Genomic DNA, 25,515 nt, shown 5'->3' on the forward strand with positions numbered 1-25,515 from the left:
TACAAAGGAGAATTCCATGAGATTTGTTCGTTGTGTTGTACTCGCGCTTGCTGCTCTGACTTGCGGCCTAAGCCTGTGCATGGGCCAGGCGGCAGATGCTGCTCAACCTGCTCCGCAATCTTCTGCTCAGGCCACAGCGGCGCAACCCGCATCTACGGACGCTTACACCTTGACGCCCGAGAAACTGGCTCAGGCCAAGGCGCTGAATCGAATTCGGCTGACGCTGGAGATTGTGGGAACGCTGTGGGGGCTGGCGGTGCTTTGGATTCTGCTTGCCCGGCGCTGGGCTACCGGCCTGGAGAAGTGGGCCGGGAGCATTGTGCGCTTCCGGTGGATTCAGGGGCTGATCTTCTTCGCGGTTTTTACGGTAATCACGACGATTGCCAGCCTGCCGCTGGACGCCATTGGTCACGCCGCCAGCCGGCATTATGGCATCAGCGTGCAGCAGTGGGGGAGCTGGCTGGGCGACCAGGGCAAATCTCTGGCCCTTGGCATCCTCATTGGTTCGCCTATTCTGCTGCTGTTTAACTGGATTGTGCGCGTCTCGCCGCGTCGTTACTGGATATGGGTGTGGATCATCTCTCTGCCCTTGATTGTGGCTTCCGTTGTGCTTGCGCCGCTGGTGACCGATCCACTGTTTAACAAATTTGAGCCGCTGATGAAGACGCACGCACCGCTGGTGACGAAGTTGGAGACGGTTGTGGCCAGGACCGGAACCAATATTCCCCCGGAGCGCATGTTTCTGATGAAGGCGAGCGAGAAATCGAACGGCATCAATGCGTATGTGACCGGCCTGGGCGCGACGAAGCGCTTTGTGATGTGGGATACGACGACGGATCGCATGCCGGATGACGAGATTCTGTTTGTCTTTGGCCATGAGAGCGGGCATTACGTCCGGAATCACATTCCCAAGATGCTTGCGATCTTCTCCGCCATGCTGTTCTTTGTGTTCTGGGGGTGCGCGCGCTTTGGCGAGTGGCTGGTGAGGCGTTTTGGAGCACGCTGGGGCATTGAGTCTGTTGCAGGGCGAGCGGGGTTTCTGACGCTGATTTTTGCGATTTCGATTGTGGGCTTCTTTCTGACGCCGGTGACGAACACCATAAGCCGTCACTATGAGCATGAGGCGGATATTTTCGGCCAGGAAGCGATTCACGGGCTGGTGCCGGACCCGGTGAAGACATCTGTTTCTGCGTTCAACCACCTGGGTGAGGCGTGGCTTGAGGATCCTGATCCAAGTCCGATTGTGGAGTTCTGGGATTACAACCATCCTTCCGTGCAGACCCGCGCTAAGTTTGCCCGGCAGTATGATCCGTGGGCGAATGGAGGGAAGGGCAAGTTCTTTGATAAGTAGGGGCGAAGGACGAATGATGAGGGGCGAAAAAATGTATGCGGTCGATTCGTTCGTCCCTCGCCGGGATCTGTTTTTGAGGCTTCCCGCCGCGAGGCCGTAAACTGGAACTTCGCTATTCCTGGAATGTATAAAGGAGCGCTATGGCTTATCCCACAAACTACCGCTATACCCGCGAGCACGAGTGGATCTCGGTCGAGGGCAAGATTGGCACGATTGGCATTACCGACTACGCGCAGAACTCGCTCGGCGACATTGTGTATGTGGACGCGCCGAAGGTGGGGGATACGGTAACGGCCCACGCTACATTTGGATCCGTTGAAAGCGTGAAGGCTGTCAGCGATTTGTTCTCGCCCGTTTCCGGTACGGTGACGGAGACGAATGAGTCGCTCAAGACCGAGCCGGACAAGATCAATTCTGCTCCGCACGAGACATGGATTATCAAGGTGGAGCTCTCCGATCCGGCGCAGTTTGATGGGCTGCTGGATGCGGCGGCATATGAAGCGTTTATCGCGGAAGAGCAGTAGATAAAAGACAGGGACTAGAAGGACGAAGGGACTCAGGAGACTGGGTCCTTTCGCAACTTTCCGCTATACGAAGGAATCTATAAGCTATGCGCTACCTCCCTAAATCCCCCGCCGAGCGCGAGCAGATGCTTGCCGAGATTGGCGTCTCTTCGATTGACGAACTTTTTTCCGTCATTCCTGAGGAATATCGGCTGACTCGCGACCTGGATGTTCCCCGCCAGCAGGCTGAAAGCGAAATTATTGCTTACTTCAACGAGGAAGCTGCGAAGAACATCATTGGCTATGCCAGCTTTCTTGGTGGGGGCGCATATCGCCACTTTCGGCCGATCATTATTGATTCGCTGGTGCAGCGCGGCGAGTTTCTGACGAGTTATACGCCGTACCAGGCGGAGATTACGCAGGGCACGCTGCAGGCGATCTTCGAGTTCCAGACGATGATTGCCGAACTGACTGGCATGGATGTGGCCAACGCCAGCATGTATGACGGCTCGACCGGCGCGGCAGAGGCTGTGCTGATGGCGATGCGCATTACGGGACGGTCTAAAGCTGTGGTGGCGCGCACGGTGCATCCGGAGTATCGCGAGGTTCTGGCCACCTATCTCCGTCACCGCGACATGGCAACCAGTGAAGTTGCGTACACCAAGAATGGCCGCGTGGATCTGGCTGCGCTGGAAGAGTCAGTGACTGAAGAAACCGCGGCGGTGCTGGTGCAGAGCCCGAATTTCTTTGGCACGATCGAGGACATTCCCGCGATTGCGGAGATTGCGCACAAGAAGGGCGCGCTGCTTGTTGTTTCGATTGCGGAGGGAGTATCGCTGGGCATCGTTCGTCCGCCGGTTGAGGCAGACATTGTCAGCATTGAGGCGCAGAGCTTTGGCGTGGCGCTCAGCTATGGCGGTCCCTATGTCGGCGTGCTGGCGACGAAGGAAAAATACCTTCGGCAGATTCCGGGACGCCTTGTAGGCCAGACGACGGATTCGAATGGGAACCGTGGGTTTGTGCTCACGCTCTCGACTCGCGAGCAGCATATTCGGCGCGAGAAGGCGACTTCAAACATCTGTACCAATCAAGCGCTTGTGGCGCTGATGGCGACGATCTTTCTGACTGTGTATGGCAAGGAAGGCATTCGCGAGCTGGCCGAGCACAACCTGGCCAAGGCTGCGTTTGCGGCAGAGACGTTCAAGCTGCAATCCGGAGTGAAGCTGCTCTTTGAAGGCGCGCCGCGATTCCATGAGTTTGTGATTGATACTGCGGAGGCTCCTCCGCTCTGGAGCCAGCGGCTGCTGAATGAAAAGATTGTGGGCGGCATTGAGCTGAAGAAGTGGTATCCGGAGCTGGGCAATGCCACGCTCTGGTGTACGACGGAGCCGATTAAGCGGAAGGACATTGAAGCGGCGGCGAAGGTGCTGGCTGCGGGATTGGCGGAAGGATAGGTGCGTGATCGAATCTAAACTTACAAAACTGATCCCCCTCCTCATCATAGTCTGGGGTGTCGGAATCGTAGGTTTTGTATTGTCTCTTGGTTGGGGTAAAACCTCGGGTAGAGAAATGGATCGCGATACCGTGATTTTTCTGGCAAAGGTGTGGTCTGGTATTGCGTTATTTGGAACTATTGTCGGATTCATCGTGTGAAGTTTGCCCTGTTACAAAGTATTGGAGCAGCGGCGCAGAGAGGCAACAGAATGTCAACAATAGAGACACCCGCAGTGAATAAGGCCATTGGCAAGGTTCGTCCGCATCAGACGCAGAACGAGCGGCTGGTCTTTGAGAAGTCCTCGCCGGGCAAGAAGGCTTACAAGCTGGCGCCACTCGATGTGCCTGAGGTTGATCCTGAAGCGCTGCTTGGCGATGCCGTCCGCAAGGACCCGCCGGGTCTGCCGGAGCTGAGTGAGATTGAAATCATTCGGCACTTTACGCGGCTTTCAACGTGGAATTACGCCATTGATCTCGGCATGTATCCGCTTGGCTCATGCACGATGAAGTACAACCCGCGCGTGAATGAGTGGGTTTCGCGCATCCGCGGTCTGGCTGAGGCACACCCTTACCGGCCCGATTCGCTGGCGCAGGGCATCCTCAACATAATTGACCTGTTGCAGAAGTGCCTGATTGAGATCACCGGCATGGATACGATCACGCTGCAGCCCGCGGCGGGTGCGCATGGCGAGTTTACCGGCATCCTACTGGTTCGGGCGTGGCATGAGTCGCAGGGCAATGCGCGCAAGAAAATCATCATTCCGGATTCCGCGCACGGGACGAATCCCGCGACGGCGGCCATCTGCGGATACCAGGTGGAGAATCTGAAGTCAAATGCCGAGGGCGGCATCGACCTTGAAGCGCTGACTGCGCAGGTGGACGAAGAGACGGCTGCGCTGATGCTGACGAACCCTTCGACGATTGGCGTTTTTGAAGAGCAGATTCACAAGATTGCAGACATTCTGCACGACAAGGGCGCGCTGCTCTACATGGATGGCGCGAACATGAATGCGCTGGTAGGCAAAGTGCGGCCCGGCGACTTTGGCGTGGATGTGATGCACCTGAACCTGCACAAGACCTTCTCGACGCCACATGGCGGCGGCGGACCGGGATCGGGGCCTGTTGCCTGCAAGAAGTTTCTGGAGCCGTTTTTGCCGACGCCTGTTCTGGTGCAGGATGAGAACGGGATGAAGACCTGGAACTATGACAGGCCACAGTCAGTGGGGCGTGTTCGCGCGTTCTACGGCAATACGGGCATGTTTATCCGCGCGCTGGCGTACATTCTGGCGAACGGGCCGGACGGGCTGCGGCAGACTACGGAAGACGCCGTGCTGAATGCGAATTACATTCGCAAAAAGCTGGAAGATGTGTACGAGCTCCCTTACAAGACGCCGTCGATGCACGAAGTGGTCTTCAGCGATAAGAAGCAGGTTGCCAAAGGCGTGAAGACGGGCGACATTGCGAAGCGGCTGATCGATTACGGCTTCCATCCGTACACGGTGAGCTTTCCACTGATTGTGCCGGGCGCGCTGATGATTGAGCCGACGGAGAGCGAGTCGCTGGAAGAGCTGGATCTATTCATTGACGCCATGCGCTCCATTGCGAAGGAAGTGGAAGAGACGCCGGAGCTGGTGAAGTCCGCGCCGCACTCCACGCGGATCTCGCGGCTGGATGAGGTGAAGGCGGCGCGCAAGCCGGTGCTGCGGTGGAAGCCGGAGTAATCCGTAAGGAGATGCATCCCGCGCATCTCCTTACATTTCTATAAGTTCGTCCTGTTTTCCAAGTTTTCCGAAGTATCCTCGCTTTTATCTATAGGTCGACCCGGCCTAAACTCGAAAAAATATGGCAACGCTTTCCAACTTTTCCGGCTCCAGCTTTTCAAACTTTGACCAGGGGCTGCCTGCTTCGATCGACGCTGAGAAAACCATTCTTGGCGCGATTCTGCTGGACAATGCCGCTCACTCCGAGGCTGCGGAGAAGCTTGAGGCCGACGACTTTTCGCTCGACTCGCACAAGCGGATCTACACCCGCATGAGCGAGCTGATGGATGAGCAGCGCGCGGTGGACATTGTCACGCTCTCGCACCAGCTGGCCAAGTACAAGGAAGTCGAGTCTGTCGGCGGCGTGGCGTACCTGGCGTCGTTGACGGAAGGTTTGCCCCGCAGGCCGGTCATTGAAGAGTACATCCGCATCGTCAAGGACAAGAGCCTGCTGCGCCGGCTGATGATGATCTGCTCGGCTGCGATTGCGCGTGCGGCGGACCAGAGCGAGACGGCACTTGAGGTGTTGGGCGCGGCTGAGGCGGGGCTGCTTGAGGTGAGCGAGAAGGGCGTGGGCGATGGTTTTCAATCGCTCGATCAGATTGTCGCCAACTCCTTCGGCACCATCGACAATCTGTACAAGCAGAGCAGGGAAGTTACGGGGCTTGCCACGGACTTCTATGAGCTGGACCGCATGATGAGCGGGTTGCAGAAGGGCGAGCTCATCATCATTGCTGCGCGCCCGTCGATGGGCAAGACCGCGTTCGCGATCAACATGGCGCAGAATGCTGCAGTGAATCACGGCGCGGTGGTTGCGGTGTTCAGCCTGGAAATGAGCAAGGAGTCGCTGCTGCGACGCATGCTGGCCTCGCAGGCGTGGGTGGATCAGCGGAAACTGCAGACCGGCTTTATTGCGCGCGAGGATCAGGAGAAGCTGCAGCGCGCGTTGAACGATCTTGTCGAGTCGAAGATGTTTATTGATGATACCGCCGGCATCTCGCTTGCGGAGATGCGCGCCAAGTCACGCCGCCTGCGGCAAAAGGCTGGCAAGATTGACCTGATAGTTGTCGATTATCTGCAGCTTATGTCTGCCACGCTGCCCTCAGCTGGCGGAAAGAAATATGAGAACCGCGTGCAGGAGGTTGCGGCTATCTCACGCGGCCTGAAGGCGCTGGCCAAGGAGCTGGATGTGCCGGTTGTGGCGCTCTCACAGCTCTCGCGCGCCAGCGAAAAGCGCGGCGATGATAAGCGTCCATTGTTGAGCGATCTGCGCGAATCGGGCTCGATTGAGCAGGACGCGGACGTTGTGGCTTTCATTCATCGCGAGGCCTACTACAACCGCGATGAAGAGCAGTCCGCCGCAGACAAAGCGAAGTCAGAGATCATTATTGCCAAACAGCGCAATGGCCCGACGGGTGTTGTGTATCTGAACTTCCTGTCGAGCTTTACGCGCTTTGATAATCCGGACTCTGCACACGAAGGCATGTAAAACAGCTGTAGAGTTTTTCAGCCTGGGAAGCCGAGTTATAACTCGGCTCGCATCTAGAGAAGCCCGAGACGAACGTACTCTTCGTACACGGATTGATAACATTCGCAGGCGGCCTCACCCAGGCCTTTGTGATTTTGGATGGTCACACTACCGCGCGAATAGGTGATAAGCCCCGCCTTATGCAAGATGCCCGCTGCTATGGTGACCGAGCTGCGTCGCGTACCCAGCATCATCGCAAGAAATTCGTGGGTTATCGGAATGTCATCGGATTGAACCCTGTCAGAGCACATCATCAGCCAGCGGGCCAAACGCTCTTCGAGTTCGTGGATTCGATTGCATGCGGCGGTCTGCGCAGTCTGCACAAGATAGCCCTCAATGGCCAGATACAGAGATGAGCGCAGCTTGCTGGACAACTCGATCTGTTCACGGAGAATCTTGGCTTTCATGCTGAAGCCACGTCCGGGCAGCTGTATGAAGGTCCGGTTTACCGCGTGGCCACTGCCCATCACTGCCGGCAGGCCTATCACACCGTCCCGTCCGATTAGACCTACTTCGACGGTGCTGCCATTTTTCACCGTGATTACAACTGATGCAACGGCATCCTCCAGGAAGTAGACAGTCTCTATCTGTTCTCCCGGCTCATGCAAGCTACGCTTGGACTTGAAGATTGTAGGCACGAGATGGGCGGCAAGGCGTTGGATATCCAACCCCGTAAAAGAGGCAAGTACACGATTCTTGTAAGGCAGCACAACCGACGGCATCGATCTCCTTTGCGCGGCGAAGTAAAGACTTCGCATCCGAATGGGCACAGGAGCCGGGCCAGGAGGCAGACGTGCAGATTTAGACTTACAGCGATCCTACGCTTAAATTCGTAGCTAGAAGGTTCGATAAACGACAGACGCCATTAGAGTTGGCAGTTAAATTGAGGTGGACGACAATGATTTCATCCGCCTCATATGCAAAGCGACAAGATCGCAAATCATTCAAAATGGATGATTTACGGGGGGGGTGCGTTCGTTGTCCAGCGATGAGCATCGAGCCGCATTCTTTCAAGAAAGAAGGTCTGCAGGACCATTGGAAATCAATACGGATAGAACGCAAGGTACGCAATTTTGCGGAAAGGAGGCCACTCAATGCCGCAGACTCTCGTTCTTTCAGTCGGTTCGGACCCGACAATATTGGGCACGCGCAATCTGATCCTGCGATCTGCGGGTTACATCGTTGTATCGGCCAAATCCATCCAAGAAGCGGTTCATCTCTTTCAGGAGAGTGATTTCGATCTCATCATCCTGTGCCATACCCTCCCCCAAGAAGATTGTGAAGATCTGATCCGTTTCATTCGTGCATCCGGTTCGCGTATTGCAGTAGCCTCCGTTTCCGGAGGACTCGTTGAATACGATGCTTTTGCGGAGATGATCCTCGAAAAGGAGCCGGCCGCATTCCTCGCTGGTATTGGAGATTTACTCGCCAAGCAGGCCCAGATGCATTCGACTGGAATTCCCATCCCCGGTAAATAGCCGTGAAGCCGTTTTTAACAATCTGCGCGAATCGGGCTTGATCGAGCAGGATGCGGGCGCTGTGGCCCTCATTCCCCGCGAGGACTACTGCAATCGTGAAGTAGAGCAGTCCGCTGCGGACAAGGCGGAGTCAAAGATCATCATTGCCAGATAGCGCGATGGTCCGACGGAAGTTGTGTATTTGAATTTCCGTTCGAGCTTCACGCGCTTCGGCAATCCTGATACTGCGCATGTAATGCATACGTAAAAGATGTGAATTTATGCCACTTTTTTTTAAATAATTTTGTGAGGATTTGAAACCTCTTTCGAGAGTTCGCTCCAGCGATTCTCTGAGTACTGCGTGATGGTTTTATCTCATTAAGAATTCATAGGTTAGAAGAAACCATGCGCTCATCTTGGCGAGTGCTCTTTCTTGCTGCGCGCTAAATTTCTTGACGCGATACCAGAGCGCGGCTAGTATTCGCCTACGGCCCTTTTTCCCCAGTACAGATTATGAATTATGGCTTCTTCAGTCTTATCGACGATTGTGGTCCATTCTTGCCCCTACGCGTTGTGTGAAGTTTCGAAGGAATCAGCAAGTTCTTCCCTCGTATGTGCATGTGAGCTTCGCAGGGTAATCGCAGTGTGCCCGAAGTGTGCAGTGCGAAATCGCGCTGGGGCGCACTATTGCCGTAAATGCCACACCTATCTTGAACCTCCTGTTACAGCCACACTCTCCGGCGCTGCTTCGCAGGCTGATTTTCTCTCGCTGCGGGGATGCTTTCGCCGACCGCCGCTGCTGATGAACGGGATGCTGTATGCGCTCGATACCGCAGGCAGGCTGCTCGAGATTGCGCCTCGCACTGGATCGGAGGCGCGAGAGGTGGCGCGGCTCAAATCAGGCGAAGCAGGTTTTAATTCCGGCTGTGTTGTGGAGGCGGCGGCCTCGGCAAAAGGGCTGCGCGGATATCTCTATCTCGCGGTAAGCCCATCGAAGTTGGAAGCTGTCTCGCTGGCTACAGGAAAGGTATCTCTGCTGTATGAGCCGCGAGACGGTGAGAGCATCGTTGCCAACTCCTCGGAGACGGATTCGACGGCTTTTAAGGGCGTAGCCGCGACTCCGGGCTGTGCTGCCATAGCGGTGCGCACGGCGGCTGGAGAGATTGCGCTCACGCTGGTGTATTTTTCCGGAGAGCGGGCCACCGAGCAGCCGCTCAAGATAACGGGAACTAACGTGTGCGGTCCGTGGCTCAGCGGCCGGTTCATCACTCTGTGCACTGAGGAGTCTGCCGGCGTCTACGATCTTGAAACTGGACGCGCCTTTGTGGCTGCACTGCCGGATGACTTCCGGCCCATGATGAACCGCGAGAAAAAAGGGATTGGAGTTTCGCCGGGACAGATGCCCCTGTCAGCGATTGTGGGCGAAAGCGGGATTGAGGCATGGATCGCCGGATACCAGGCGGACCGAGCGCGGGGCCGCGATGCCGTGCGCCACGGACTTCTGCGAATCTCTATGGAACACAGCGCATATTTCTTTAGTGGTATTGCGGACGGCGAGGATTTCTGTTTTTATGGCCTGCCGGAAGAAAAGTTCTTTGTCGGCACCTTCGCTGGAATTGAATTTCCAGGACAGAGCAATGAATCTGCGCTGCGCGAGACGATGAAGGGCGGAATGCCGGTCAGCCTGGATTCAGGTACGGCAGCATATTTTCGCAATGATCCTGATCAGGGCTGGCATCAGATCGCCATCGGTTCGGGCGCTTCGGCTGCGACGGCGTTTTTTCAGGATGCGGAAAACGAGTGCGATGAGGATTCCTGTTGCGGAATTCTTATCGACGGGCCCGATGTTGTCGTTCCATTTCTCAGAATCTCGTCAGACCCGGCTGCAGAGGGTCTCAAACTGGCGCACTGGCGCTTTGCATAGAGTCTGGAAGGGGTTGCCCGTACATGGCACGTGGTTCGTTCATTGGATGTTCGGCGGCTGGTCTGTTATCTATTGCGATGATTGTGGGGTTGGCGGGATGCAAGACGACACCGCCATCAAATCTTGAAGTGCCTGCTGAGGCCAAAGTGACCACGGACGGCAAACTAGTTGCCGCGGACTCTTCTGTTCCGTCCAATCTTGTCGTCAAGGTGTATGTGGATGGATCCGGCTCGATTGAGCACTTTCTGCATAATCCCCAGAAACAGCAGGAGAACGACCTTCCCGCCGCCAGCGGCACGAACTATCTCTACAATCTGCTCACCCATATTGAGACCAAGTGGGGCACTCATAAGACTGAGTTCTGGCGCTTTGGTGGAAAATGCCCATCGCAGCTGGATAAAAGCGATCTGGATAAAGGCACCGTCGCTCAGATGGCGACACAGCCCGCCGGAAGCTTTTCGGAGCCGAATACGCTGCTCGACATTCCGTATGAGGATGACCCGACGGCACAGTGCCCCGGACATGCGCATTCAGAGAAAAAAAGTGATGATGCGGATGCGGCTTCGGCGCCACCTGAGCTGCGAATCCTGATCTCAGATCTCTACGTGAGTGACCCGCAGCATCCGAAGGTATTGAACGAGGTGGGCAAGAGGATCGCCGACAAATATCTGGGGAGTGATTCCACGGCAGTCGGCATTCTGGCGATTCGCAATCCGTATTTCGGGCATGTCGAAGATCTTCCTGATCAGGGCAAAGCCAAGCCGGTCGCCACTTCGATGCCGTTCTATGTGATTCTTGCCGGGCCGGCACCGGCTGTGCAGTACGGCGTGAGAGTGCTGCTGGACGAGGTCGGCATGTTGAGCGCGTTTGACGATCAAAAGGCGCGGCTCTTCTACTTCGGCAAGGATCAGAATTTTTACGACGGCTCCAAGGCAACCGTGCCTGAGCATGAGAAGGACCCGCACCGGGTTCATAGTTTTCACGAGAAATATAACGGCACGGCGATTCCGTTTTACATGCTGGACAAAGGAACGATGACGGCGCGCTGGACAGAGCCCTCCGGCGTGACATGGGCAAGCGCCAAGGAATGGAAGCCTGAGTGGTCTACTACGGCAGGCGCGGTAAGCGGCGATAAGATCAGCGCGGTTCTGTATGGCGGCAAGAAGGGAGCTGCGAATTCTCCTGCCGATGATCCGACAGGAACGCAGGCGGCTTCCTCCTGCACCATCGGCCTCACGGCTTGCGTCACGATCAATCGCGCCGGGCTGCTGAATGGGCAGAACTATCGCTTCCGTATAGATGTGTTGAAGTCGCAGTCGTCAGACTTCGATGCCAAAGCTCTGGCTGTGCGGAACTGGAATATCGAGCTGGAAGACGCTGCAGCCGTGAGCCAGAATCCCGGCGGACGTTTTTCGCGCATTGACAAAATCGACGATCGGAGCCCGGGACTGACTCCTGCGTTTGCGGATTTTCTGACTGTTCTGCAGCTTGGAATCTTCTCTGACAGTACACAGAAGCAGGTTGCCAACCACCACTACATTTTTGTTCACGCCAATTGAGGAGCCATGAAAACGATACTGTACGAAATTCTCGGCGCGCTTGTGCTCTACGGCCTTGTCTTTGCGGCCATCTGGATTCTTCGCTATTCGGTTGATCCCTTCCTGCTGGGCACCGGGTTGGTCGCGGACGAATCCAGCGTGAACAACCAGCTCTCCAACCTCATCGACACCTTCCAGCTCTATGCCTCCATCGTTCTGGGCGTCTCGCTGGTCTGCTTCTTCCTCTGGTATCTGCTCGGATCGGTCGTCATTCGGGCCACAGCGCCGTCCTCGACATGGATCATTGTCTGGTTCCTCTTTGTAGTTGTCATTCTGGCGGCGGCCGGTGTTGTGACGTTTTACTCCCAGCTGAAGATGGACGAAATCACTGCGGACTACCAGCAGGGGTATGTCGCCGGGTTCTACTTCCTTTTCGGATTCCTGCTCTATTACCTGGCTTCGGTCTTCTTTTCGCCGCTCCATGCGCGCTATCGCATCTGGCCGGCAAGGCATGTGCGCCGCTAACCGGTCTCCAAGGCAAACAAGGGGGAAACTTTGAGCTATTTCATGATTGGGGTCGGCGGCACAGGTGCCAAGCTCATGCAATCGCTATTGCATGTGAGCGCGGCGGGCCTGCTGCCCGGCAACGGCAGTCTCACATGTCTTCTTGTGGATGCGGATGAGGCGAACGGCAATGTGTTGGGCTGCCGCGAGGTCTTTGATTCTGTCAAAGCCTGCAAAAGCCTCACCCTGGGCGATACCACCCTGTTTAAAAACAGCTTCAGTCTAACCGGTCCATGGACACCCGTTACCGATAACGACGTGCAGTCCTTTGATGAGTTCTTTCAATACACGCAGAAGGCGAGCCGCGGCACGGATGAAGCAGCGCTGATGGAGCTGCTCTATGAGCCGAAAGAGCGAGAGATGCAGGTCCGCCAGGGATTCCGCGGACGCCCAGCGATTGGCGCGTCGATCTTCTCGGATCGCATCGACTTTGATAAGCGCGGAGACGATTGGTATCGGATGGTTGACAGCATGCGTTCCGCCTCAGCGGGCGGCCCTGTTCCTGTGCTCTTTACCGGCTCAGTTTTTGGCGGAACCGGAGCTGCCGGCGTACCCACTATCTTCCGTGTTCTGGATAGAGAGCTGGAAAAAAAGAGAGTCAACAACAGGCGCCTCGGCCTCATCCTGATGCTTCCTTACTTCACCTTCGGCAACGTGGAAGGCGAAGCCATACAGGCCGATCCGCATTCTTTCGCTGAAGCCACTGCGGAAGCCCTGATGTATTACCACGAGCGCGATTTTCTCTCCATGAGCAACTCCATGTACGCGCTTGGAGAATCGATCCCGGCTCGCATGCCTGTGGCCGCAGTTGGTGCAAAGCAGCAGAAGAACCCGCCTCATTTTCTTGAACTGATTGCCGCTCTTGGAGCAGTCCGCTTTTACTCCGGCCTGCCGAAAAGGGGCGATGAGCACACCCTTTCGATCGCGATGCGCGCAACCGAGTCGAATCTTGGATGGGCGGACCTGCCGTTCGAGGATCCGATACGCGCCACGCAGATTGCCTTACTGAAGCAGATGATTCTCTTCGCAGTGATGTTCCGCTATGTTTACAGCCCGTATATTTTGCGCGAAGCGAAAAACGACAGGGCTCTCAAAGGGTCCAACGCAACTATTATCCGGAAGCACGTGGTGCCGTACGGAGTGACAAGCGGAGATGTCGCGCGCGATGTGGGGTATGTGAATGATTATGTGGAGAAGTTCCTGAGCTGGCTGCTTAGCCTGTCCACTTCTCATCGTGAAGGATTCCGCGCATCGCTGACCAATATCGGCATCTACGCCGTACCGGAGGGCAAGGGCTGGCGCTTAAGAACGGTTGAAGAGTTCCGGGACAAGGACTTTGATCGCGACGGCCTCTTTATCAATGATGCCGTCAAGCTGAATCACAGCACTATCCTGAATCGCGCCACAGTGATGGAGATTCAGGGTTCCCAGCCACACGGCACGGGCTATCTGGTCCGCGCGCTGTATGACGCCTGCAAGTTATTCAACTGATCGATTTCAAGACGAGGGACTATGGCTATTCTCTATCTTCCAAGACTCAAGGAGAACCGCGAGGACGGGCTTGTGCCGCCGGCTCGCGAGGGCTTATGGAGCGACGAGCAGGCGCGCGGACGCATCGAGATTCTAGCCGGCGCTCTCGCTACGCAAGCCGATGAAGTCGAGCAGGATCAGCAGAAGCAACCGCGGCAGGAGATTCACTCCATCCCTGATCCCTGGGGCAGGTTTCTTCTCTTCGCGCGTGCGCTCAAGGAAGACGATCATCCGTTGCACGAGACCATTCGCGGCGAGTGGAGAGGCATGCTGGCGCTCTTCGGGCTCCGCGAGATCCGGCGCTTCGATTTTCTTGACCTGAAGCTCGTAGATCTGTCGAGCGCGGAGGATGAGGGATCGGGAAGCTTCTCGCGCGTGCTGGCGCGCCTGATGCCCGGCGAACAGGATCAGATTGATCCGGAGACAAGCTTCTTCAAGTTTTATCTTGTGAAGGCGCACTCCAGGCCGCGCGGGATGAAGCCGCCGCGCGTTTTCGGAATCACTTCGCCGACCACGCTTGTCGCCACCGGCGCTCACTATGACGGCATCTTCGACCCCAAGGTTGTGCCCTGGTTTGACGGCGAGAAACTTGTCGATCCATGCGGTCAATTGAACAACCGCGCCATTCTCAATGATCACGAGAGAACGGCTCTGGCTGAATGGGTACAGCGGCTGAAAAAAAGCATCAGCGTGGTGAAATCCGATTCGCCGTATCACAGAATCATTCTCGAGCGGCTGGCGGAATATGCCACTGCGCTCGACCGGCATGCCAACGCGGATCCCGGACCTGAGATTATTTCCGACGCATTGCCGTTAAAGCTGGCCGAAGGGATCTTCAAGTCTCTGGCTAAGGCCCACCGCGGCAGCAGCGGCGTTGTGACCGAACTGGAGATTGTTAGAAAGGTTAAAGGCACCGAACAGTACGAAGGCACCGGTTATGTGCTCATCGATCCGCTCATCGCGCCATTGTTGAGCGAAGACCATAAGCCTGTCCGGTCATTGAATGAGATCGTTGCGTACGACAACTACACACTGGAAGCTGCGGCAGCTCTCGCCGGCAAGAAAATCGCCGGAGAGTTTCCTGGGAATTCGGGAATGAGGTGGTGCACTCCGGCGTTTATCTTCCAGAACAGCATCATCTGCGAAGAGACTCCCAGGTCTCCCAAGGTTCCCGGTAACGGCAAGAGCAATCAAAAAGATGAGGACGCGTTTCCCGGCTGCTATAACGCAAAGTCGGCTGACTCATCCTCGCCATCCGATGACGTGGTGCGCCAGATCGCTTTTCCGCTCACTACGGCCGCGCTGAATTTGTTTTCCGTCGATGAGCTTGTCGATAGTTTTCGCGTGAAGTGGGAGGAAGATGGCAGCGCCGTCTGCGGGCTCACTTTCGCCGTGCGCACTGTGGCTAAAGGCACTCCCGTAGCAGGCGCGGAGCCGCCGCCGATGCGCAGGATCACGATCGAAAAGTCATACAAAAAAGAGGACATCGTCCGCCTGCGCCGCATTCCGCCGATCTATATCTGGCCGGACTTCCGTTTCCAGGACGACACGAACGGCAACAATCGCTGGAAGAAGTATTACCTCTTCGAATCCTGGCGCGGGATGAGCGATACGCGGACCTTCGCCGTTAAGCCGCTGCATGGCGACGACAAAGATCAGCGGGTCATTGCGCTCGGCGACGAGCAGTTCCAGTTGTACCCGATGAAGAGCTTTCCGGAGGTGCTTGTCTGCAGCACGCCACGCGGCGGCGATCCTCGCTCCATTGATGGCGATCCTCCGGAAGGCCTGCTGCTTCTCAAGGCCCCGGCAACCAAGGGCCCTGGGCGCGGCCAGACGGCTATCGTCGGCATCGACTTCGGCACTACCGGCACCAGCGTCTACCGGCGCATCGACGGCCACGACAGCCCGGATGCAGCGGCGCGCGTCACCTTCAACAGCCATCTCTTTCCGGTTACTGTTGGCGGCAACGAGCAATTTCTTGGCCGTATCACGCGCCAGCTCTTCATCCCGCAGGAGATGGGTATCTCCAAGGCGGAAAACGCGGGCAGGATTCTCAGCGTCTATCAGAATTTTCCAAAGAACAGCAAAGACCATCCGGGGGACAACACTCGGACGACTGTGCGCGACGGCCATGTTCTGTTTCCCGAGCCGAATAACGCCAGCGGTTTCTTTGTGGGCGATGACAAATCCGTCCACGCAGATATGAAGTGGGGCCACGATCAGGAGAATGAGGCGGCGCAGGGTTTTCTTACCCAGATCTGCATGCAGACGCTGGCCGAGCTTCTGATTATGGACGGCGTAGAGAAGGTCAAGCTGCGTTATTCCTATCCCACGGCCTTCGGCAGCAGGGATCGGACACGCTGGGTTTCAAACTGGGATACGATCGTCGGCAATCTTAAAGACGTAACCAGCATCTCGATTGAGCCGGATCAGAAAGAGCTGCTCTGCAGGGAAGCCGTGGCTGCCACGCACTACTTTTCCAAGCGTGAAGGACTGGTTATCCAGCAGGGCGCAGTTACGCTCGATATCGGCGGCGGAACTACCGACATTGCGGTCTGGCACAAGGATGCGGACAAGCAGCCCTCACTTCTGGCTCATCTCTCGGTTCTCTTTGCCGGCAGAGACGTCTTTCTTAACCCGCTGGGCAAACAGCCAAAGATACTCACCATACTCGACGAGAACATCGACACTTCAAAACTTGCAGCCTCAGGATCGCATGAGCATGACAATGCCTCCGGTGCGTTCCTCAATGCCGTGATTGCAGCCCACGGCGACACGATGAAAAACCACATCGGGACCAAGGCAACGACTTCTCCTGTCGCTGAATTTCTCCAGATCCTGGAGATCGGGCTTTGCGGCATCGGTTTTTACGCAGGCCTGCAGGTGGGCAAGCTTGTGCATGATGGTTTCTATCGTGATCCGGAGACGATCTCGGTCTTCATCGGCGGGAATGGTTCCAAGCTCTTCGACTGGTGCAGCCTGGGAGCATTCAAGCCCGACAGAGCTTTTTACAAGAGCTTTCCCAAGAGCTTTCTTGCCGGCGCGCGCTATGCGGTGCCTGAGCTGAACGCGAAGATCGAGGTTCATCTCAGCCCGCACCCGAAGGAAGAAGTTGCCGCTGGAATGGTGACCTCAGGCATGCCGATCAACCTGAATACGAAAAAGAGCAAGGAAGAGGAAGACCGGTTCCCTGATCCGATGGCCGGCGAGGCGTTCACCATCTCAGGCAAGGAGGCTTCAAAGGAGCAATGGGCAGAGTCCATTGAGGCGATCGACGTGGCAAAGCGGCGCGTCGAGGTGGATGAAAGCATGCCTGTCTTTGCCCGGTTCATCGAATCGTTGGACCACGTGCATCTGAATCTCTCACTTTCTCCCACCGAGATTGCTCGTTTCAGCGGTCCGGCTCAGAACAGGCTCAACGAGCTGGCCGGCGAGATGACAGACCAGAACAGCGAGCACCCGGAACGATCTCTTGCGGCCGATAAGCTCAGGCGATCCCCGGTCTTTTTCGAGGCACTGCGCGCGTTTCTCCAGAAGCTGGAGACGGAACGGTTGGCCAAATGATGACGAACCGGCACATCTCGCGCTATTCGTGTGTCTTCGCGGCGCTTTTCGTGCTGCTTGGTTTTGCAGGGCCGCAATCGTTTGCGGCGGACGTGAACGCTCCTGGTTATCCGATGGACAGCACCACGGCGGTTAAGCTGACCGGCAGCCTTAAACAACTGCTTGCAGTATCGAGAAAGGCCTGTCAAAGTGCGCAGCGCGTGGTGGATGGAGGAGCTCCTCAATCCGCCGCACTGCAAGCCGCCATTAACAATCTTACGAATGCATCCATTGACCAGCTTACTTTTCGTAACCAACAGAAGAAATCCATTATTCGTTCGTTTGGCGACCCCTGTGCAGGTTCCGATACAAGCGACCCGAATACAGACATCAAGAGCCTGGGTTCTCCGCTTACCGTCAAGGACACGAAAGGTCAGTTTTCGTCGTCTATGAAGGATTTGGCGATGAAGCTTCAAGGCCTGGTGAAAGCCGGCAACGATCTTATCGCATCCTCGCAGGACGGCTCAGACATTGGCGGGCTGAAAACGGATCTTCAGACCATTGCCGCGCCGTGGGCACAACTCAAGGATGTTGGAAACAAGCTCTCACAGTCGAGTGAAACTAAAGCTATTGGCTTTAGCCTCGGCGTCCTGCCGGCCATTGCAACAGCCGGGACTGGATTCCAGGCAGATGCTTCCCAGACCACTCCAGTGACAACACCCGCTGCGGATGCGGGCGTCAAGGTGACTGACCAGAAGCAAAACACGAAACAAGACGAGCATAAATCCTTGCTCAGCTCGCCAGTTCCAAGTCTCCTTTTCGATGTGATTCTGTTCGTGCTCCTCATCGTCATTCTGCTGAAGATGCGTGACAGCAAAGTTCTTCAGTTGAGCGGTACGCAGGAGCAGGCGCTGGCCTCCGCTACTGAGAGCGTGAATGCTTTGTCGACTCGAGTGAGCGCGCTCAACCAGCAGGTTCAGACACTCATGACGAACCTGACGATCTTTGAGCAGGAGCAGAACAAGCGCGCGCAGGCGTCTTCGCAGGCATCGCAAGCATCGATCGATGCTGCCGTCGAGGCCCGCCGTCAGGCCGCGGCTTCCACGCCTGCACCACCGCCGGCTCCGCCTATCGTGCGGGCTTTCAAGAATGATCCGTCTCCGGCAACTTTCAATCCGGCATTGGATGAATCCTCGACTGGCAGCGGTTCGGGGCAGAATGTTCCGGCAGACATCGGGCTCGCAGCCGCCGAGCCCGCGTCTGATCCGGATGCGCCCAGCGGGGATCCTGTGAAGGACTACAACCGCGCGCGGTCCATGGGCGGCGACGGAGAATCCTGGTTCCGCAGTCATCACAGTCCCACTGACCTTGCCTGCGAAAATCTGGACGCATTAAAGGCGAGCAGCTCCGCTCAGGTGCGTTTTGTGCGCGACATTCGCGGGTCTTTTCTGGCTGTCAGAAGTATCGGAGATGCGGACTCGTATTTTGCTTTTCCCGCTTTCACCTTTGACCCCGGCTCATCTCGCCAGGAGTTCGAGGGCGTCTTCACTTACCGCAGCGCCGGTGGCAGCAGGCCTCGCCTGATCAGGGCTGCGGTTCTGCTGCAACGCGGCGACAAGTGGTATCTGGACGAGGCGGGAGAAATTCAGAATGGCTGAGGCACGCATCTGTGAGAGCTGCCAGGCCTGGCTCTGCGCGCCGCAGGACGCATGGTGCGGCTATTGCGGTTCTTCCTGCGCGCGGCTGGATGTGATAGCGAGGCCTTCGATTCTGGTGGCGGGCGAGATTGCGCCGAAGATCGGCATTCGCCTGTTCAATCCCACGCTCTCGCAGCTCTCCATCGTTTCCGTCCATACGCCGCAATGGATGATCATCGAGCCGTGCATCGGGCAGACCGTGGCCCCCGGCGAGCAATGCCTTCTATGGGCTGAAGCGTCCACGTACGGTTTTGCCGAGCCGCAATCGGGAGAAATCGCGATTGCCACCACGCTTGGCCCCGCAGCAGCAGCAGTGAGCATTATCGATGAGCATCCGGCGATTGTCTGCACGCCGCAGGAAGTTGAGGTGTGGACTTCCCAGTCGCAGACCACGAGGCAAATCACCATCGAATTAGCTCCCAGCGGTGGAGACCTCGTCATTCATTCCGTCAACCAGGGACCGTCCGGCGGCTTGAACGTGATTACGGCGCTCAAACAGCCATTTCGCGCTTCCCCGGAGCGCCGCCTTGCTCTCACGCTCAATGCGAAGAGCGAAGTGCTGGTCAAAAAAAGTTACGCTTCGCTTACCGTGCGATTTGAAGGCGCGCATGGACTGCGCGAAACCGAAGTCAAGATCGGTTCTTCTGAGCGCAAGCCGCCGCAGATCACCTGGGCCGACGGCAGCAAGGCCCCGGAAACCCGCTTTCAGACCGGCGGCCAGACTCTTCGCCTTGTTCTGCGCAATCAAGCCGATCACGACCCTGAAGGCGGCCGTGGAAACGCAAAGTTGGTGGTGAAGTCCGCCGTACTGACACCTCCGCAGAATTGCCCCGCGGCCATCGTCCAACTGCAGACCAAGCTTCCGATCGAGATCCTCGGCGGCAACGAAGGCGCACTTGAGTTCAGTCTGAACCTGGAAGGCATGAAGCTTGCACAGCAGGAGCTCTTTCACTTCGATCTCGATGTGGAAGCGAACATCCCTGTTGCCCGCCGCCGCGTTCCACTATTCATCCGCCCACTGCCGTTCTTCGACGGTGTGCTGGCCATTGACTTTGGCTCGAGCAACACCACAAGCGCCACTGTTGAAACAGGCCGCGACCTTGAGATGATCCCGCTTGATCATCAGCAGCCTGTCTCACCCACTTATATCCAGTATGTGGATCTCTCGACGGCTGTGCCGGAAGTACGCATTGGCTCTGAAGTGAAGACGTTTGCAGCCATCGATGAAGATGAGTCTGCCAGCACGCTGAGCGGGCTTAAGCAGAAGCTTGGAGAGCCAAACGCCGTGCTGCCCGTGCGCCCCAAGAAGAGCGCTGACTGGATGACGCGCAGCGTTTCGCTTGCCGCTGCCGACTACCTCCACGAAATACGCCGCACCGCCGAGTCTCAAAGAAAAGCTATCTTTCGTGACTTCATCTTCACCCATCCAGCGGTCTGCTCTCTCGATCAGTTCCGGAATCTCAACTGGGCTGTCCGGCAGGCGTTCGGCGAAGCAAACATCCGGCTGCTTCAGGAGCCTGTTGCCGCTGTCATTCCGCTCATTACAGATCTCGTAGCCAATCCCAAAACTCCCGGCCACGATTTCACTGTCGCCTCCTTCGACCTTGGCGGTGGAACCACAGACATCGCGATTCTCATTGTTCACCGCGAGTATAAAGACGGCAGCGGTTTCGAGATTCAGCCTCGCATAGCGAACTCTCAGGGCGTGCGCTTTGGTGGAGAAGATCTCACCGCCTATCTTGAGGAACGCCTTCTTGCCAACTGCAATCTTTTGCTCTCTTCAAGGATGCCGGGGTTTCGCGTGGTGCAGGGCTGGATCAGCGGCGTCTCGCAAGGCGCTACGTTTCTGAACAAGTCCGCGCTGCATGAAGCCGCTGAGTACATCAAAGAGAGTCTCAGCCGCGAGGCAAAAAAGGACCAGTCCTCGCGGGCAATCGATCTGCATGTGTATTCCGAAGAAAAGCGCGTGGCGCGGTATGAGTCTTTCAGCATCCCTGATCTCATTGCAGCCGGAGGCCGCAATCTCTGCACGGATTTCATTGAGCATGCGCGCGAAAAGATCGATGAGCTGGCCCAGCTATTGCTTCGCTGCACCGCGGAGGTTTTAGCTCTCGACTACATTCATCTTTCGGGAAAGACATCTCTTTTGCCCGTTGTAGAAGAAACCATTCGAAAAGCATTCCCGAAAGTGACGATCATTCCGGCGAGAAATCCCAAGGAATGCGTTGTTGCGGGAGCTTGTCTCTCTATCTCCATGCGGTCGGGAACGGCACGCCGCCTTGTCCTTCCTTCCGGAGCGCAGCGCACTACATCGAGCATCGGCGTCTTTGACGTTGTCACGCGCCTCTTCCGCGCCATCCTGCCCGTCAATACGGAAGTTCCTGTCGATGGACTGCTCCGGGAGCTTCCCGGCTACTGGTTTGGAGAGGAAAAAATCGCGCTTTGGGAGAATCTTGCACTCAGCGGCGAGGATATCGACTCAGCCCTGAGCAAGAAGCTGCTCACAAAGCTGGGAACATGGATTCCGGAGCGGTCCGCGCCTTCAGCCGATAGCAAGCCCTGGACGCTTCGGCTTGTTCTCAAGGATTTTCAGCTCAAAGTCTCTGCGATTGGCCCTCGCGGGGAGCAGATTGCCTTCCATCGCGAAGGTGAAGATAGCCGGCCAAAGGATTAGTGGAATGAATGCCCTCATTTCCATTGCCGCAGTCGTGTTGCCGGTGTGTGGAATCGTGCTCGCCGTGCTGATTCTCGTCCGTCTCAGCGAGACCATTTCACGTGCCCAGGCTATGCAGACGCGCTTTGCCGCCTTCCAGAGCGCAGTCGCCATGTTCGGCATTACTGCTGCCTCAACGAGTTTCAAAACTGAGATCAAACGTCTTGCTGGGCATCCCGCGATGGTTGCACCCGGCTTGGCTAATTCTTCTCCGTCGGGCGTGCCAGCACCGCCCCTGCATCCGGCTGATATTTTTCTCAACGCACTTCAACGTTGTAAGGATGCTGGACTTCGGCTCCAGGATCAGGTAAACGCCTGGGCGAATGAGATTGACAGCGCGCTTCAAAAGCAGTCCCGCCGCCTTCCGGAGATCTTCCGGGATAATTCCGCGAACATCCTTAAGGCCGTGATTCAGGTTGCGGACAATCAGGTCGACGTAAAACGGCAGAATTTGGCGCTGCAGGATGCACTCGATGAGATGGCTGCGCTGGCGGGCCTTGAATTTATCGTTCCGAATACGGGCGACCCCAGGAATGACCGGCTGCACAAGGCATTTCAGGCCGTTCACGAGCCGGACCGTCAACGCGGCGCTATTGCATCTGTCGCTATCCGCGGACTGATGCGGCCGCCTGGCGCCGTGATTTTGAAAGCTCACGTAAATCTCTTCAGCTGAGGGGTAGATATGAATCGCAGATGGCTTCTTCCGGGTCTCATCGGGCTTATGTTTCTCTCCGCCTGCCGCACTGCGCCGGTATCCCTCACGCCGATGCAGATTGCGGAAAGGGCCAAGTCCGCCACGGTGCTTATTTTTACCAAGGTCAATGCCACCGGAACGATTCCCAACTTAGCCCTCAATACAAACCATCTCAAGACGGATGCCTCTGCACGATTCCGCGCCGGCGACACCGATAAGGACATGCAGGAAAAATATGTGCAGACGTTTCTCGACAGCCCGGAAGATTATCTTCGCGAAGGAGATGATACTTTTTCCGTTAAGACGGAAGTCGGGATGTTGGGAACGGGCTTCATTGTGACTCCGGATGGCTACGTCCTCACCAATGCTCACGTCGTCAAGCCGGACAAGCAGGAACTGGCCAAGGCCGTTCTTGAGAAACTCTCCGACGAAGTCAATCATGAAGTCGACGGCATCAAGCAGAATATTGACGGTATGCTGCCCGGCGAGGCCATTTCCGAGAGCGATGCCAACCGCCTGAGAGCTGCCCTCCTCAAGCAATACGCCAAAGACGCCGACCTCAATTTCCAAACCGAGGTGCTGGTCGTGCTCTCTCCCAAGACTCCGGGCGGCGAGCCTGACACGCGCCGCTGCGATATAAAAAAGCTGGGCGAAGTCACTCCGGGCAAGGACGTGGCAGTACTCAAAATCATGGGGAGTAATCTTCCCACGCTGCCCCTGGCGCAAGGTATCGAGGCCGGCGGAGTCAGTGTCGGTTCCGATCTGCTCATCATGGGGTACCCCGGCCAGATCTTCAAGGACCCTGACATGACAGACGCGAGCAAGCTCCAGCCCTCGCTCACCATTGGCCATGTAAGCGGCATCCGCGATATGGCCGCCGGGTTTCATGTGATCCAGACGGACGCCACCATTAACCACGGCAACAGCGGCGGTCCCGCGCTCAATGACTTTGGACAGGTCGTGGGCCAGGCCACCTTCATGGAGGCTGATTCGCAGGGATTGAACTTTGCCATCGATATCGGCGTTGCGCGCGAGTTTCTTCAGGAGCTGAACGTGAACGTGAACTCGCCGTCGCACGGAATGGCATCCTCGGTTGCGTCAGCGCACGGGGAGTCGGGGCATCGCAGTTTTCCTATCGGCATCGTTCTGTTGTTCGTTCTTGTCATCGGCGCGGCTGTTGTTGTCGCCATCGTTGTCAGCCGCAGCTAGCGGCTGTGGTGCAGCTTCAACCTGAACCGAAGACGCCCGCATGAGGGCGCGAGGGGAATGTATTGCATGATTCACCGGCTCTACCGGTTCCGGATTCTGCGTGAGGAGCCTTCGCCGCTCATCGCTGCTATGGATGAGGCAGATGGCGCGCAGGTCTGGCTTGCTCCCATTCAGTTCGACCCTGACCGACGCGCAATCCAGACGGAGGAGCTTGTTGCTATCGCTGAGTCGCGGAAAGCGGAAAATTTCACCGCCAACGGACACTTCTATCTTGTCGCCTCCTCAGAAGCTGAGGCTCTCGATCTGCTGACGGACGCCCTTGCCTGCATATCCATCGTGGATGAAACGAAACCGGAGATCAGCGACCAGGATCATATTAGGAAAAGTGACCTGGAGGATACCACTGAACCGCAACCAGCCAAGTCCGACCGCGTTCGTATTTTTCTGCTCGTTGCATTGGCTGCAGCCGCGGTGCTCGTTGTGATATTTATCATCGCCAACAGTAGATAGCGCTCTCGGCGCTGCTCAATTGGAATCAAGACGCTCGCATGAGGGCGCATTTTGGGGGAACGACTGCATGATTGACCGGCTTTACCGGTTCCGGATTCTGCGTGAGGAGCCTTCGAAGCTCATCGCCGCCATGGATGAGGCCAATGGCGCGCAGGTCTGGCTCGCTCCCATCCAGTTCGATCCCTCCCGCCGCGCAACCCAGACAAAAGCGCTGCTTGCCGTGGCTGAAACTCTGAAAGCGGAGAAATTCACTGCAAACGGGCGCTTCTATCTTGTCGCTTCCTCAGAGGCTGCGGCTCGCGATCTGCTTTCTGCAGCTCTCGAATCTCTATCCGCCAAGCCCGCGAATCCAACTGCGGTTTTTCTTGACGCTCTCAAGCGCTGCAAAGCAGCTGGGCTCGTCTTACCGGAGCAGGTAAATATCTGGGCAAAAGAGCTCGAAGATGCAGCACAGATCCGCTCCCGCAGACTGTCCGAGCTCTTCAATGAAAATTCCGCACACATTCTTGAGGCCTTGATTCAGGTCGCTGACAATCGGTTCGACAAAAACAGACAGAATTCCTCGCTGCAGTCTGCGCTTAAGGAAATGGTCTCCCTGGCGGGTCTCAAGTTCATCGAGCCGAAAGAGGGCGCCCGATTGGATGACCTGCGGCACACGTCTTTGCGATCCATTCACGAGGCCGGACGCGAAGACGGAACCATCGCATCGGTCACCATTCGGGGACTGATGCGCCCGCCCAGCACGATCATTTTGAAGGCCCACGTAAATCATTTCGGCGGTACTAACGAGAAGAAGAATGCCGGCAATAAAAGCTGGCTCAAGGTCTTTGTCGGCGCGGCCGTTGCCGCCATCCTCGTCGTTACGGTCATTGCAGTGTGGCCTTCAAAGACAGCTACGCCGCAGATTCAACAGAACAACACGGCGTGGGGGCATGTCATACAATTCAGCGACGCGACGGGCGGTGCGACGATTTACTACACCACCGACGGATCAACGCCGACTACTTCATCCTTGCGTTATGACAACTACAACGGAGTCGGTGGACTTTCCGGAGGAACGACCGTCCGCGCCATCGCTAAGGCATCAGGGCACACCACCAGCAATGTGGCCGAGAGAACTGTTTACATAAGCGATGCGGAAGGCAGTTTTAACCGGGGCAAGTACTTCTACGACCACAGAAGATACATGCAGGCGCGCGAGCCGCTGAAGGCAGCATGTGACGGAAATTTTTCCCTGGCCTGCAACTATCTCGGCGCCATGTATGCCGAAGGCCAGGGCCTGTTCGGAGCGAATAATGCTGCGGCACACGTCTACTTTCAGAAAGCCTGCGATGCGGGCATTGCCACAGGCTGCACCAATCTAGGCGCTATCTATGAGCGCGTGGGAATGACCTCCGAGGCTCGCGATTCTTATAAAAGGGCCTGCGACAGCGGAAACGACAAAGGCTGCAATGCGCTGCGACGTCTTCCATAAGCACTTCCATTTGGGCCCCCGAACTC

General features: G+C 56.6%; 20 protein-coding genes. 19 read left to right on the plus strand and 1 reads right to left on the minus strand.

All coding sequences use genetic code 11. The annotated features are described in order from the left end of the window. Positions 1–16 precede the first annotated feature (16 nt). The 6 genes from VO84_RS12285 (at position 17) to dnaB (ending at position 6,597) form a co-directional block, all read left to right on the plus strand. On the plus strand, positions 17–1,351 hold the full coding sequence (locus VO84_RS12285; protein ID WP_058187887.1) for a M48 family metallopeptidase: 1,335 nt from the start codon (positions 17–19) through the stop codon (positions 1,349–1,351). Positions 1,352–1,491: 140 nt separating this feature from the next. After that, entirely contained in the window at positions 1,492–1,875 is a 384-nt protein-coding gene (gcvH, locus tag VO84_RS12290; RefSeq protein ID WP_058187888.1) for a glycine cleavage system protein GcvH, read from the plus strand. An 86-nt stretch (positions 1,876–1,961) separates the two neighbouring features. Beyond that, a complete protein-coding gene (gcvPA, locus tag VO84_RS12295) occupies positions 1,962–3,308 on the plus strand; it encodes an aminomethyl-transferring glycine dehydrogenase subunit GcvPA (RefSeq protein WP_058187889.1) in 1,347 nt (448 codons plus the stop codon). A 4-nt stretch (positions 3,309–3,312) separates the two neighbouring features. Next, positions 3,313–3,507 carry a hypothetical protein gene (locus tag VO84_RS12300; RefSeq protein WP_058187890.1) on the plus strand — a complete coding sequence of 65 codons (195 nt, stop codon included), beginning with the start codon at positions 3,313–3,315 and terminating at the stop codon, positions 3,505–3,507. 50 nt (positions 3,508–3,557) lie between these two features. Further along, on the plus strand, positions 3,558–5,069 hold the full coding sequence (gcvPB, locus tag VO84_RS12305) for an aminomethyl-transferring glycine dehydrogenase subunit GcvPB (protein ID WP_058187891.1): 1,512 nt from the start codon (positions 3,558–3,560) through the stop codon (positions 5,067–5,069). A gap of 121 nt (positions 5,070–5,190) precedes the next feature. Then, the gene (gene dnaB, locus VO84_RS12310; RefSeq protein WP_058187892.1) at positions 5,191–6,597 is read left to right on the plus strand and encodes a replicative DNA helicase; all 1,407 of its coding nucleotides are present in this window, start codon (positions 5,191–5,193) and stop codon (positions 6,595–6,597) included. A gap of 53 nt (positions 6,598–6,650) precedes the next feature. Here the strand turns inward: dnaB and VO84_RS12315 are convergent, their stop codons facing one another. Continuing rightward, positions 6,651–7,358: a Crp/Fnr family transcriptional regulator gene (locus VO84_RS12315; protein ID WP_058187893.1), complete on the minus strand. Its 708-nt coding sequence runs from the start codon at positions 7,356–7,358 to the stop codon at positions 6,651–6,653. Between the two features lie 372 nt (positions 7,359–7,730). On the opposite strand from VO84_RS12315, the gene VO84_RS12320 reads away from it, so the two are divergent. The 13 genes from VO84_RS12320 (at position 7,731) to VO84_RS12375 (ending at position 25,489) form a co-directional block, all read left to right on the plus strand. Next, positions 7,731–8,114, plus strand: coding sequence for a response regulator (locus tag VO84_RS12320; protein WP_058187894.1), 384 nt, complete (start codon positions 7,731–7,733; stop codon positions 8,112–8,114). Then, positions 8,050–8,268, plus strand: coding sequence for a DnaB-like helicase C-terminal domain-containing protein (locus VO84_RS23165; protein WP_269431411.1), 219 nt, complete (start codon positions 8,050–8,052; stop codon positions 8,266–8,268). The genes VO84_RS12320 and VO84_RS23165 overlap by 65 nt, the downstream gene beginning before the upstream one ends. 486 nt (positions 8,269–8,754) lie before the next feature. Next, entirely contained in the window at positions 8,755–10,017 is a 1,263-nt protein-coding gene (locus VO84_RS12325; RefSeq protein ID WP_058187895.1) for a PQQ-binding-like beta-propeller repeat protein, read from the plus strand. A 23-nt stretch (positions 10,018–10,040) separates the two neighbouring features. Next, positions 10,041–11,576, plus strand: a complete 1,536-nt coding sequence (locus tag VO84_RS12330) for a hypothetical protein (RefSeq protein WP_058187896.1) — start codon at positions 10,041–10,043, stop codon at positions 11,574–11,576. Between the two features lie 6 nt (positions 11,577–11,582). After that, entirely contained in the window at positions 11,583–12,080 is a 498-nt protein-coding gene (locus tag VO84_RS12335) for a hypothetical protein (protein WP_058187897.1), read from the plus strand. Positions 12,081–12,110: 30 nt separating this feature from the next. After that, positions 12,111–13,610, plus strand: coding sequence for a hypothetical protein (locus VO84_RS12340; protein WP_197414008.1), 1,500 nt, complete (start codon positions 12,111–12,113; stop codon positions 13,608–13,610). Between the two features lie 21 nt (positions 13,611–13,631). Next, positions 13,632–17,213: a hypothetical protein gene (locus tag VO84_RS12345; protein ID WP_058187899.1), complete on the plus strand. Its 3,582-nt coding sequence runs from the start codon at positions 13,632–13,634 to the stop codon at positions 17,211–17,213. Continuing rightward, complete coding sequence (locus VO84_RS12350) at positions 17,210–18,850, plus strand: hypothetical protein (RefSeq protein ID WP_157439860.1); 1,641 nt, start codon at positions 17,210–17,212, stop codon at positions 18,848–18,850. Before VO84_RS12345 ends, VO84_RS12350 begins: the two co-directional genes overlap by 4 nt. After that, positions 18,843–21,563 carry an Hsp70 family protein gene (locus VO84_RS12355; RefSeq protein ID WP_058187901.1) on the plus strand — a complete coding sequence of 907 codons (2,721 nt, stop codon included), beginning with the start codon at positions 18,843–18,845 and terminating at the stop codon, positions 21,561–21,563. Before VO84_RS12350 ends, VO84_RS12355 begins: the two co-directional genes overlap by 8 nt. Positions 21,564–21,567: 4 nt before the next feature. Beyond that, the gene (locus VO84_RS12360) at positions 21,568–22,275 is read left to right on the plus strand and encodes a nucleotide exchange factor GrpE (RefSeq protein WP_058187902.1); all 708 of its coding nucleotides are present in this window, start codon (positions 21,568–21,570) and stop codon (positions 22,273–22,275) included. 9 nt (positions 22,276–22,284) lie between these two features. Further along, the gene (locus tag VO84_RS12365) at positions 22,285–23,505 is read left to right on the plus strand and encodes a S1C family serine protease (RefSeq protein WP_058187903.1); all 1,221 of its coding nucleotides are present in this window, start codon (positions 22,285–22,287) and stop codon (positions 23,503–23,505) included. A gap of 66 nt (positions 23,506–23,571) precedes the next feature. Beyond that, positions 23,572–24,015, plus strand: a complete 444-nt coding sequence (locus VO84_RS12370) for a hypothetical protein (protein WP_058187904.1) — start codon at positions 23,572–23,574, stop codon at positions 24,013–24,015. Between the two features lie 67 nt (positions 24,016–24,082). Beyond that, the gene (locus VO84_RS12375) at positions 24,083–25,489 is read left to right on the plus strand and encodes a chitobiase/beta-hexosaminidase C-terminal domain-containing protein (protein ID WP_058187905.1); all 1,407 of its coding nucleotides are present in this window, start codon (positions 24,083–24,085) and stop codon (positions 25,487–25,489) included. Positions 25,490–25,515: the final 26 nt, after the last annotated feature.

Source organism: Occallatibacter gabretensis (assembly GCF_001449115.1).
In the GTDB taxonomy this organism is placed as follows: Bacteria; Acidobacteriota; Terriglobia; order Terriglobales; family Acidobacteriaceae; genus Telmatobacter; species Telmatobacter gabretensis.